We start from the raw sequence: 11608 nt of genomic DNA, 5'->3' as shown, positions 1-11608 counted from the left end.
TCTTGGCGTAGATGTAGGAGAGGATCAGCAGGATGCGCCAGTCACCGGCCACGCGCGGTTCCAGCGTGAGCAGGGCATCGTCCAGTACCCCGGGCAGTTGCAGCATGGCAAATACCGCAACGCTCGAAATCAGCAATTCCACCTCCCATGTGCGCGCGGTGCGGGCGATGGCGGGGTCGGGGCTTTTGGCGTTGTCCATGGGCGCGCATGGTGCGGGTCGCACCATGGGCTGGCAAGTGCAAGGCAGCAGGTGCCTACTGCATTGCGCGCGACGTCAGGCTGGATTCGATCAGGTCCACCTCGCGCACCAGTTTCCGCATCAGGTCATCCTCGATGGCATGCGCGCGGCACAGGCGATACAACTCATCGCGTTCGGCAGCCAGCGCCTTCAAACGCAGGGAGCGTTCGGCGGCGGCAAGGCGGCGGATGTCGGCCAGTTTTTCGCCACTGGCATCGCCGTAGTCCAGGCGGCGCTGGTAGATGTCCAGAACGCGCAGGCCGGCTTCGGCGCGCAGGGTCTGGTTGGCATCGGTGGCGGGCGCATCGGCCAGTGCCTGTTCGATCCGGCGGATCGCGGCTTCGGCAGCGGCCACGCGCGCATGTGCTTCGTCATGCTTGCCGCCGCTGCTTTCCATCGCCGGGTCGCCCGCGCTCAGGCCTCTCGCCAGCCACGGCAGCGAGATGCTTGCGATCAGCAGCGACAGCACGATCACGCCCATCGCGATCAGGATCACCGCGTCACGCGCCGGGAAGGCGCTGCCATCGGGCAACAGCAACGGCAGGGTGAGGATGCCGGCCAGGGTGATCGCGCCGCGCACGCCGGCGGCGGAGGCGACCAGCAGCAGGCGCAGCGAGGGCATCACGCGCGCCTGCCCGCGCAGCCGGGCCAGGGCCACGCCCGAGCGCGCCGCGATCCACACCCACGCAAAGCGCAGCAGCCCAAGCATCAGGGTAATCACCACCATGAAGCCCAGCAGGTGCCAGGGCGTGTGGGCACCGACCTGCGCGGCCACCTGAGGAAGCTGCCGCAGCATGCGCGGCAACTGGTCGCCCAGCAGCACGAAGATGATGCCGTTCAACGCGGCCTGCACCGTGTCCCAGACCGCCGCACGCTGCATGCGCGTGGCCGCGAGTGGGCGGTCGGACAGTTCGCTGTAATGCATCGCTATGCCGGCCACGGCGGCAGCGAGGATGCCGGAAACGTGTACATGCTCGGCAGCAAGATAGGCGGCAAACGGGATCAACAGGCTGACCAGGATCTGTGGCGCGGGTTCTTCACCGGCGCGTCGTACCAGAAAGCGGTTGAGCCTGCCGATGGCCCAGGTCACCGCGACGCCCGTCAGCAGGCCGCCGCCTGCCACCAGCAGGAAATGCCAGGACGCGCTGGCGGGCGAGAACTGCCCGGTCATCACGGCGGCAACCGCGAAGGTGAAGCAGACAAGACCGGTGGCGTCGTTGAGCAGCGATTCGCCTTCCAGAATATGGATCAGCCGCGAAGGCACCGGCGCATTGGCAGTCATCGCGCTGACTGCGACGGGATCGGTGGGCGAGAGGATGGCCGCCAGTGCGAATGCCACGGCCAGCGGCACCGTAGGCAGCAGCCAGTGCAGGAGATAACCCATGCCGACCACGGTGAACACGACCAGGCCGATGGCAAGCGTGAGGATGGCGCGCCAGTCATGCAGGAACGCGCCCTTCGGTATGCGCCACCCATCCAGGAACAGCAGCGGCGGGATGAACAACAGCAGGAAGAGATAGGGCTCGAAGGTGACCTCGAAGCCGAAGCAGTAGGACAACACCGCGCCAATGGCAATTTGCAGCAATGGCAGTGGCACCCGCACCGGCAGCAGGCGGACGACGAAGGTGCTGACCACCACGGCCAGCAGGAACACGAGCGCCATCGTCACAACCGGCATCGGCACATTCTCCACGTATCAGCAAGGAATGGCTTCAACCTTGCCGCACGAGCCCACATCCGGCAATAGGGCGCAGTGGGCAGCGAGGGATTTGTCATGCAGTTCGCTGCAGCCATCGAGCATGCGCAATTGACTGTAATCGCCACGGGATCGGATTGATGATGCAGCATGAAAAACGGCAGGAGAGCTGTTTTTCACGGCGAAGCCACCCGAAGGGTGACGCACATGGATGTGCGACATGAAAAAGGGGCCTTGCGGCCCCTTCGTCATTGCGTCGTTGCGTGCGGCTCAGTAGGCGTCTTTCAGATCGACAAGCTGGCCCTGCACGCTGCCGTAATACGCGGCGAGGTCGGCGATCTGCTGGTCGGTCAGGCCCTTGGCCTGCGTCGCCATCAGGTCGGTGGTGCCGCTGCCGGCGCGCTTGCCGTCGCGGTAGGCCTGCAAGGCGTGCGCGATGTAGTCGGCGTACTGGCCACCCAGCCGGGGGTAGGTCGCATCGATCGGCGCATTGCCTTCGGCACCATGGCAATCGACACAGGCCTGGCCGGTGGCGGCACCCTTGGTGGCGGCGAGTTGCTTGCCGGCTTCGATGCTGCCGTCGGGCAGGCCGGCGGATGAGGTTGCGGCGTGGCCGGTGTCGGCGGCATGGCCTTCGCCTTCGGACTCGGACTTGCCGCCGCAGGCGGACAGGGCCAGGCAGGCGAGGGCGAGCAGGGTCATGGAGGTCTTGGTCATGGCGCGGCTCACTTGATGCTGGACAGGAAGGCGGCGATGTCGGCGATGTCCTGCTCGGAGAAGCTTTGCGCCTGTGCCTGCATGGTCGGGTGCTTGCGCTGGCCTTCGCGATATTCCATCAGCGCGTTGCGCAGGAAGGTCTCGGACTGCCCACCCAGCTTGGGTACGTGATAGCTGGGGTAGGCATTCTTGTAACCGGTCACGCCGTGGCAGCCACGGCAGGTGTAGGCCAGGCCCTTGCCACGCGCGGCATCGCCCTTGATTTCGGCGGCGGCGGGCGCTGCAGCCGGCGCGGCGCTGGCGGCTGCCGACGTGTTTGCAGCATCGGAGGTCGGGGTCGGATCCTGCGCGCCTGCGGCAACTGCCACGAGGAGCAGGGCAAGGCTGGCGGCGATCGGCAACGGTCGCTTCATCTGGCGTTTCCGGGTATGTGGATCGGGGACATGCCGCATTCGCGGCATGCGATTCAGGGAAGTATAGCGGGGGATGCGCGCCGCTTCATGCCTGCCCTGTCTGCTGCAGTCTTCGGCATGTGCCGTCGATCACCATGACCTTCGGCGCATGAGCTGCGAAAAGGCAGGTGACATACTTGACTACAACACCAGATTGGTTACCCCCATGCACGAGATGATTCCGGCCCCCGCCAACCGCCAGGGCCGCTTGCCGACAATCACCCGCCACGCCTTGCTGGGCCTTGCCGTTGCCCTGGCCCTGGGTGGCTGCAAGTTCCAGATGGGGTCGGGCAAGGATGCGAAGAACGAGGCCGCACAGGCCCCGGAAGCCGTGCCGGTGGAAGTGGCAAGGGCCGCTCGCCGCACGCTGACCGCCAGCTACTCCGGAGCCACCACCTTGCTCGCCAGCAATACCGCGCAGGTGACGGCCAAGGTGTCTGGCGAGATCAAGCGGATTTGGGGCGACGTGGGCGACACGGTGCGTGCTGGCCAGCCGCTGATGCAGCTGGATACCGAGCGCGCCAGCCTGCAACTGGTGCAGGCGCGGGCGCAGATGCTCAATCTGGAGGCCAACTACGCGCGTGCCCGCAAGCTGGTCGAACAGCAGATGGTGTCGGCCAATGATCTGGATCAGATCAAGTACGAGCTTGAGCAAGCGCGCGCGCGTTACAGCGCGCTGAAGCTGGAACTGTCCTACGCCACCATCACCGCGCCGATTTCCGGTGTCATCAGCGCGCGCCGCACGGCATGGAGCCCCGGCAACATGATCCAGATTGGCCAGAACGTGGTCGAAATCGTCGATTCCGCCCTGCTGGAGGCCCAGCTGTTGGTGCCTGAGCGCGAAATCGGCAGGATCAAGGCCGGGCAGGAAATCACCCTGCTGGCCGATGCGCTGCCGGGAAAGACCTTTGCCGGCAAGGTGTTCGTGGTCAGTCCCACGGTGGATGCCAGCAGTGGCACGGTGCCCGTGATCTGCCGCTTCGAAAACAAGAGCGGCGAACTGATGCCTGGCATGTATGGCCGCATCAGCGTGAACTACGACAACCGTGCCGATGCACTGGCGATTCCGCGTGCCGCGCTGCTGGAAGATGGCGGCGAGCCGGCGGTGTACGTGGTGCGCGGCGAGAAGGTGGCGCGGGTCACGCTGACGCTGGGCTACAACGACGGCCCGTGGGTGGAAGTGCGCGAAGGCCTGAAGGATGGCGATCAGGTGGTGGTGGCCGGCAAGGCAGCACTGCGCGAGGGCAGTCTGGTCAAGGTGCTGGATGCCGCTGCACCTGTTGCGAAACCTGCAGCGGAGCAGGCCGCGAAATGAGCCCCGGCGAACACCACGATCCATTGGCGGCGCCCGGCGGCGGTTTCAGTCTGGTCGAGTTCGCAACCCGCCGCCGCGTCACCATCGCGATGATGACGGTGACGCTGGTGCTGTTCGGCCTGATCGGGCTGGGCAGCCTCAAGGTCAACCTGCTGCCCGACCTCAGCTATCCCACGCTGACCGTGCGCACCGACTACGCCGGCGCTGCACCGGCGGAAGTCGAAACCCTGATCTCGCAACCGGCGGAAGAAGCCCTTGGCGTGGTCAAGGGTCTGCGCAAGCTGAAGTCGGTTTCACGTACCGGGCAGAGCGATGTGGTGCTGGAGTTCGCGTGGGGCACCGACATGGACCAGGCCAGCCTGGACGTGCGCGACAAGATGGAGGCGCTGCAATTCCCGCTGGAAGCCGAAGCCCCGGTGCTGCTGCGTTTCAATCCTTCCACCCAGCCGATCATCCGGCTGGCGCTGTCGTCGAAGCAGGCCGGCAGCGGCAGCGATGCGATCCGCCAGTTGATGGAACTGCGCCGCTTCGCCGATGACGACCTGAAGCGCAAGCTGGAACCGGTGACCGGCGTGGCGGCGGTGAAGGTCGGCGGCGGTCTTGAAGATGAAATCCAGGTCGATGTTGACCAGCGCAAGCTGGCGCAGCTCGGCCTGTCGCTGGATGCCGTCATCAACCGCCTGCAGCAGGAGAACGTCAACGTCTCCGGCGGGCGATTGGAAGAGGGTTCGCAGCGTTATCTGGTGCGAACGGTCAACCAGTTCGCCAGCGTCGATGACATGCGCGAGATGTTGCTCACCACGCGCCCGGCGGCGTCTGGCGGCGACAATTCGCTGCTCACCTCCGCCGTGATGCGCAGTGCCGATCCGGGGCTGGTGGCAGCGCTGAATGCTTCGCAGGGGGGCGGCACGCTGCGTTCAGGCGGGGCCAGCAACTCGCCATTGCGTTTGAAGGACGTGGCCGAGGTGCGCCAGGGCTACAAGGAGCGCGAGGCGATCATCCGTCTGGATGGGCGCGAAGCCGTTGAGCTTGCGATCTACAAGGAAGGCGATGCCAATACCGTTGCCACCGCCGATGCGCTGGAAGCCAGGCTGGAGGCCATCCGCAAGCAATTGCCGAAAGACATTGAACTGACCGTGATCGAGGACCAGTCGGTCTTCATCCGCCATGCCATCAGCGACGTGAAGTTCGACGCGGTGATCGGTGGCCTGCTGTCGATCCTGATCATCTTCCTGTTCCTGCGCGACGGCTGGAGCACCTTCGTCATCAGCCTGTCGCTGCCGGTGTCGATCATCGCCACCTTCTTCTTCATGGACCAGTTGGGGTTGAGCCTCAACGTGATGTCGCTGGGCGGGCTGGCGCTGGCGACTGGTCTTGTGGTGGATGACTCCATCGTGGTGCTGGAATCCATCGCCAAGGCGCGCGAACGCGGGCTCGGCGTGCTGGAAGCGGCCATCGCCGGCACCCGCGAAGTCAGCATGGCGGTGGTTGCCTCCACCCTGACCACCATCGCGGTGTTCCTGCCGCTGGTGTTCGTGCAGGGCATCGCGGGTGAACTGTTCCGCGATCAGGCGTTGACGGTGTCGATCGCGATTGCGGTGTCACTGGTGGTGGCGATGACGCTGATCCCGATGCTGAGTGCGCTGAAGGGTCGCCCGCCGATGGGCTTCCCGGAAGAACCGGCGCTCGAACGCTGGCAGCCGCAGAAAACCTGGCAGAAGCCGGCAAGCTACGCCGGGCGCGGCATCGGCGGCCTGTTCCGTGGCGCGTTCTTCGGCGTGGTCTGGTTGGTGGTGCGGATCTGGCGCGGCATCGGTGCAGTGGTTGGCCCGGTCATGCGCAAGACCAGCGATCTGGCGATGGCACCCTACGCGCGTGCCGAGCGCGGTTACCTGCGCATCCTGCCTGCAGCGCTGGAGCGTCCGCTGCCGGTGCTGGCCGGTGCCACCATCGCCTTCGTGCTGACGCTGGCGGCGGTGCCGCTGCTGGGTACGGACCTGATCCCGCAGCTGGCGCAGGATCGCTTCGAGATGACCGCCAAGCTGCCGCCCGGCACGCCGCTGGCGCAGACCGACGCGCTGATCCGCAAGGTGCAGGCTGTGCATGCGAAGGACGATGGCGTGCGCGTGTTGTACGGCGTGTCCGGCACCGGTACGCGGCTGGATGCCAGCCCCACCGAAAGCGGCGAGAACATCGGCAAGCTGGGCGTGGTGATGCAGTCGAACGATGCCGAAGCGGCGTTGATCGAAGGCTTGCGCAGCACAATGCGCAACGAGGCCGGCGTGCAGGTGGACTTCGGCCGGCCGGAATTGTTCGCGCTGTCGCCGCCGCTGGAAATCGAAGTGGAAGGGCAGGATCTGGAAGCGATCCGCGTGGCCGGCAACAAGCTGGCGGGATTGCTGCGCGCAAACCCGCACTATGCCGACGTGAAATCGACGGTGGAGCAGGGCTTCCCGGAAATCCAGATCCGCTTCGATCAGCAGCGCGCCGCCGCGCTGGGCATGACGTCGCGCCAGATCGCCGATGCGGTGGTGAAGAAGGTGAAGGGCGAAGTCGCCACGCGCTACAGCTTCCGCGACCGCAAGATCGATGTGCTGGTGCGCGCGCAGGAGCAGGACCGCGCATCGCTGGAAGACATCCGCCGTTTGATCGTCAACCCCGGCAGCGGCACGCCGGTGGAGCTGGCATCGGTGGCCGAAATCGTCGCCACCACCGGCCCCAGTGAAATCCACCGCGCCGACCAGCGCCGCGTTGCAATTGTCTCGGCCAACCTGCGCGACATCGACCTTGGCGGTGCGATCCGCGAAGTGGAAACCATGGTGAAGCAGAACCCGCTGCGTGCCGACATCGACATGCGCATCGGCGGGCAGGGGCAGGAACTGGGCGAATCGATCCGCTCGCTGCTGTTTGCCTTTGCACTGGCGATCTTCCTTGTCTATCTGGTGATGGCGTCGCAGTTTGAATCGCTGCTGCATCCGTTCGTGATCCTGTTCACCATCCCGCTGGCACTGGTGGGCGCGGTGGCTGCGCTGTTGCTGACCCGCTCGCCGGCCTCGGTGGTGGTGTTCATCGGCCTGATCCTGCTGGTGGGGCTGGTGGTGAAGAACGCGATCATCCTGATCGACAAGGTCAACCAGCTGCGCGAGGAAGGCGTGGCGAAGCGCGATGCGCTGATCGAGGGTGCGCGTTCGCGCCTGCGCCCGATCATGATGACCACGCTGTGCGCGGTGTTCGGCTTCCTGCCGTTGGCGCTGGCCTTCGGCGAAGGTGCCGAGGTGCGCAGTCCGATGGCGATCACGGTGATCGGCGGCTTGCTGGTTTCAACACTGCTGACGCTGGTGGTGATCCCGGTGGTGTACGACCTGCTGGATCGCACGCCGGACGATCGCTACGCCGAGCGCGGCAGGCGCGCACGTTCGGACGCGGAAGCGGTGGCTGAAGTGCTGGCACACGAGCATGATCCTTTGAATGGCGGCACGAAGGCCTGAGCCGATGAACGTCACCGAGCTGTCCATCCGCCGCCCCGTCACCACCATCATGTTGTTTGTGTCGATGGTGGTGATCGGGCTGGTTGCCGCCTTCAGGCTGCCGCTGGAATCGCAGCCGGAAGCCAGCGCGCCGTTCTTCTTCGTGCAATTGCCGTATGCCGGTTCCACGCCTGAGGAAGTGGAACGCAATCTGGTGCGCCCGGTGGAGGAAGCCCTGGCCACCATGTCCGGCATCAAGTCGATGAACGCCAATGCTGGTGCCGATGGCGGCGGCGTGTTCGTGCAGTTTTCCGACTGGGGCCGCGACATCGCCATCGCGGTATCCGAAGCGCGCGAGCGCATCGATGCGATCCGCGACCAATTGCCGGATGACTTCCGCCGCTATTTCGTGTTCCGCTGGAGTACCGGCGATCAGGCGGCGATCAGCCTGCGCCTGACCAGCACGGACAATCTGGCTGCGCGTGGCGACCTGATCGAGCGCAGCCTCAAGCGCCGGCTGGAACGCTTGCACGGCGTGGCCCGCGTGGAGGTGGAAGGCGTGCCAGTGCAGGAGGTGGAGGTCGCGATTGACCCATCGCGCCTCAGTGCCAACGGCATCAACCTCAACGAACTCGTGAGCAGGTTGCAGGCGGCGAACTTCTCGGTCTCCGCCGGCCAGATCGTCGATGCCGGCAAGCGCCTGCGGGTGCAGCCCAAGGGTGAGTTGGTTGAATTGCAGCAATTGCGCGACCTGCCGATCAATGCACGCGGCACCCGCCTGTCCGACATTGCGCAGGTCTCGCTCAAGCCGCAGCGCATGAACTACGTGCGCCAGATCGACGGCAAGCCCAGCGTGGGCGTGGACATCTACAAGGAGCGTTCGGCAAACCTCGTCGATCTTTCGCGTGCGGTGAAGGCCGAGCTTGCGACCTTGCAGGACGATGCCGCGCTGCGCGGGATCGATGTCGAGGTCATGCAGGATCAGGGCGACCAGGTGGTCAGCTCGCTGCTGGCACTGGCAGAGGCAGGTGCCGTCGGCCTGTTGCTGTCGGTGATCGTGCTGTACGCCTTCCTGCGCCATTGGCCATCGACGTTGATGGTGAGTACCGCCATCCCGATCTGCTTCATCATGACATTGGGTTTCATGTACTTCGCCGGGATCACCCTCAACATCCTGTCGATGATGGGCCTGCTGCTGGCGGTGGGCATGCTGGTGGACAACGCCGTGGTGGTGGTGGAAAGCATCTATCAGGAGCGCGAGAAGTATCCTGGAAAACCGCGGCTGGCTTCGATCATCGGCACGCGCCATGTCGCCATCGCGCTGTCCGCCGGCACGCTCTGCCACTGCATCGTGTTCCTGCCGATGTTGTTCGGCGAGAAGAACATGATGACCATCTTCCTTGCCCAGTTGGCGGTGACCATTTCGGTCTCGCTGCTGGCCTCGTGGCTGGTGGCGGTGAGCCTGATCCCGATGCTGTCGGCGCGGATGAAGACGCCGCCGGCGGTGAAGTCGCCCTTCATCTCGCGCCTGCAGGCACGCTATGCGCGTGCGCTGCGCTGGACGCTGGACCATCGCGGCTGGAGCGTGGCCGGCATCCTGCTGATCGCTGCGTTGAGCGTGGTGCCGATGAAGCTGACCAAGGGCGATACCGGCGACGAGAGCGACCCCGGCGAGATCGGGATCTTCTACCAGTGGCAGGGCGCGTATTCCAAGGAGGAAATGGGCAAGGTCGTCGCGCAGGTGGAGCAGTACATCAATGCCAACCGTGAGCGCTTCAAGGTGCAACGTGTGTATTCGCGCTACGGCGAGCAGGGCTGGGCGATCACCGAGCTTGACGTGCAGGCGATATCCCGGGAGCAGACAGGCAAGATCGAAGAAGACATCCGCAAGGGCCTGCCGCAGTCCGCGCGTGCCAACATCGGCATCGGGCGTCAGAGTGGCCTTGGCGGTGGCGAGCAATCCATCCAGTTCAGCCTGATTGGTGACTCCACCCAGACCTTGCAGGAGCTGGCGAACAACATCGTGCCCGTCCTGTCGCGCGGCAGCGCCCTGCGCGACGTGCGCGTGGATACCGGCGATGCCAACACCGAGCTGTCGGTGCGGGTGAACCGTGAGCGCGCCGCTGCCTACGGTTTCAGTGCGCAGCAGGTGGCCCAGTTCGTGAGCATGGCGCTGCGCGGTTCGTCGCTGCGCGAGTTCCAGCGCGGCGAGGTGGAAATCCCGGTCAATGTGCGTTTTGCCGGTGCCGAGCATTACGGCACGTCGGACCTTGCCGCGTTCACCGTGCGCGCCACCGACGGACGCGAAATACCGCTGCTGGCAATGGTGGACGTGGATACCCGTCCGTCCGCGCGCGGCATCCGCCGCATGAACCGGCAGACCATGCTGAACATCGAGGCCAGCCTTGCCAATGGCAAGACCCTGCCGGAGGCGCGCAAGGAGATCGAGGCTGCGCTTGCACGGGTCGCGTTGCCGCCCGGCTATGGCTACACCTTCGAGGGTGGCGGCTTCGGCATCAGCATCGATGGCCAGCAACAGCTGCTGCAAAGCATCGCCATCGCCCTGATATTGATGTTCATCGTGATGGCGGCGGTGTTCGAGTCGCTGCTGTTCCCGCTGGCGATCATGAGCTGCGTGGTGTTCTCGGTGTTCGGCGTGTATTGGGCGCTGTGGCTGACCGGCACCGAGTTCAACGTGATGGCGATGATCGGCATCCTGGTGCTGATGGGCGTGGTGGTGAACAACGGCATCGTGATGATCGAGCACATCAACAACCTGCGCCGGCGCGGCTTGTCACGCACCGATGCACTGGTGGAAGGCAGCCGCGAACGCCTGCGCCCGATCCTGATGACGATGGGCACGGCGATCCTGGCGATGGTGCCCATCGCGCTGTCCGATACCCGGCTTGCCGGTGAAGGCCCAGCCTATTACCCCATGGCGCGCGCCATTGCCGGTGGGCTGGCGTTCTCCACCGTGGTCAGCCTGCTGTTCCTGCCGACCATCTATGCACTGCTGGATGACCTGCGCGCAGGCAGCAAAAGGGTGGTGCAACGCGCGCGGATGACGCGGGCGCAAAGACGCGAGGCAAAGCTGGCGTTGCCGTAGCAGCCGAGCTTGCTCGGCTGTGTGCGTTGAGCGGAGCAAGCTCCGCTGCTACAACAACTTGCCGAGGATGGCTGCGCCGGAAATCCACACCCCGATCATGCTGCCCAGGTTGGTGAGCAGGAAGACCAGCACCACCCGGCATACGCGGTTGCGATACCAGCCGGCCAGGGTTTGCGCGTCATCGCGCAGCGCAAGGAAATCCGGATAGGCGGGTTTGCGCAGATGCACTTCCGTCAGCGCACTGAACATCCCCGGTGGCAGGCCGGGGCGGAACGGCTTGAGCGGTGCGGCGATGCCGGCAGCAAGGATGCTCAACACATGCCCGCGCGCCAGCAGTGCGCCGAGCGCAGCAAGGCCACCCGTCCACGCGACCCATTGCAGCAGCAGTTCGCGGCCCAGTTCGCGGCCACCGTTGAAATAGCCCAAGACGATGCCACCGCAGATCAGCAGCATCAGCGTCAGCGTGATCCACGGGATGTTGCGCTTTTTTTCGACGTGGGCGAGTTCCGTCGTCAATGCTTCCGGAGCACGGGTTTCCTCGGCCAGATACTTCGCCATGCCCTTGAGATGGCCGGCGCCGACCACGGCGAGCACATGCTTCGCGCCATCGCCGCGCT

Annotated in this window: 8 protein-coding genes and 2 pseudogenes; 4 read left to right on the top strand and 6 right to left on the bottom strand. The window is 65.2% G+C overall.

The features are described 5' to 3' along the window. The 5 genes from QM612_RS11215 to QM612_RS11195 form a co-directional block, all read right to left on the bottom strand. The coding region (locus QM612_RS11215) for a hypothetical protein (protein WP_415253966.1) at positions 1-199 on the bottom strand (199 nt) is incomplete at its 3' end. A 55-nt stretch (positions 200-254) separates the two neighbouring features. Next, positions 255-1916 carry a Na+/H+ antiporter gene (locus QM612_RS11210; protein ID WP_415253965.1) on the bottom strand — a complete coding sequence of 554 codons (1662 nt, stop codon included), beginning with the start codon at positions 1914-1916 and terminating at the stop codon, positions 255-257. A gap of 18 nt (positions 1917-1934) precedes the next feature. Beyond that, the gene (locus QM612_RS11205; RefSeq protein WP_415253964.1) at positions 1935-2186 is read right to left on the bottom strand and encodes a hypothetical protein; all 252 of its coding nucleotides are present in this window, start codon (positions 2184-2186) and stop codon (positions 1935-1937) included. A gap of 18 nt (positions 2187-2204) precedes the next feature. Further along, entirely contained in the window at positions 2205-2663 is a 459-nt protein-coding gene (locus tag QM612_RS11200) for a c-type cytochrome (RefSeq protein WP_415253963.1), read from the bottom strand. Then, complete coding sequence (locus QM612_RS11195; protein WP_415253962.1) at positions 2660-3064, bottom strand: c-type cytochrome; 405 nt, start codon at positions 3062-3064, stop codon at positions 2660-2662. Before QM612_RS11195 ends, QM612_RS11200 begins: the two co-directional genes overlap by 4 nt. 214 nt (positions 3065-3278) lie before the next feature. Between QM612_RS11195 and QM612_RS11190 the strand changes: the two genes are divergently transcribed. The 4 genes and pseudogenes from QM612_RS11190 (at position 3279) to QM612_RS11175 (ending at position 10991) form a co-directional block, all read left to right on the top strand. Beyond that, positions 3279-4418, top strand: coding sequence for an efflux RND transporter periplasmic adaptor subunit (locus QM612_RS11190; RefSeq protein ID WP_415253968.1), 1140 nt, complete (start codon positions 3279-3281; stop codon positions 4416-4418). Further along, positions 4415-6107: pseudogene (locus tag QM612_RS11185) on the top strand (efflux RND transporter permease subunit); the annotation flags it as partial. The gene QM612_RS11190 and the pseudogene QM612_RS11185, both read left to right, overlap by 4 nt. Then, positions 6080-7906, top strand: coding sequence for an efflux RND transporter permease subunit (locus QM612_RS11180; RefSeq protein ID WP_415253967.1), 1827 nt, complete (start codon positions 6080-6082; stop codon positions 7904-7906). The pseudogene QM612_RS11185 and the gene QM612_RS11180, both read left to right, overlap by 28 nt. Positions 7907-7910: 4 nt before the next feature. Beyond that, positions 7911-10991: an efflux RND transporter permease subunit gene (locus QM612_RS11175; protein WP_415253961.1), complete on the top strand. Its 3081-nt coding sequence runs from the start codon at positions 7911-7913 to the stop codon at positions 10989-10991. Between the two features lie 48 nt (positions 10992-11039). Here QM612_RS11175 and QM612_RS11170 read toward each other — a convergent pair. Next, positions 11040-11608 (bottom strand): annotated as a pseudogene (locus QM612_RS11170) (conjugal transfer protein TraB); the annotation flags it as partial.

Origin of the sequence: Thermomonas sp. (assembly GCF_047606765.1) — a bacterium.
Classification (GTDB): domain Bacteria; phylum Pseudomonadota; class Gammaproteobacteria; order Xanthomonadales; family Xanthomonadaceae; genus Thermomonas.
Note: the sequence above shows the minus strand (reverse complement) of the source record. Positions and strands in the feature narration are given on the sequence as shown.

Coding starts and splice junctions, on each gene's coding strand:
- QM612_RS11180 (WP_415253967.1), top strand. CDS start 6,080: ATGGGCTTCCCGGAAGAACCGGCGCTCGAACGCTGGCAGCCGCAGAAA.
- QM612_RS11190 (WP_415253968.1), top strand. CDS start 3,279: ATGATTCCGGCCCCCGCCAACCGCCAGGGCCGCTTGCCGACAATCACC.
- QM612_RS11205 (WP_415253964.1), bottom strand. CDS start 2,186: ATGACGAAGGGGCCGCAAGGCCCCTTTTTCATGTCGCACATCCATGTG.
- QM612_RS11195 (WP_415253962.1), bottom strand. CDS start 3,064: ATGAAGCGACCGTTGCCGATCGCCGCCAGCCTTGCCCTGCTCCTCGTG.
- QM612_RS11210 (WP_415253965.1), bottom strand. CDS start 1,916: ATGCCGGTTGTGACGATGGCGCTCGTGTTCCTGCTGGCCGTGGTGGTC.
- QM612_RS11175 (WP_415253961.1), top strand. CDS start 7,911: ATGAACGTCACCGAGCTGTCCATCCGCCGCCCCGTCACCACCATCATG.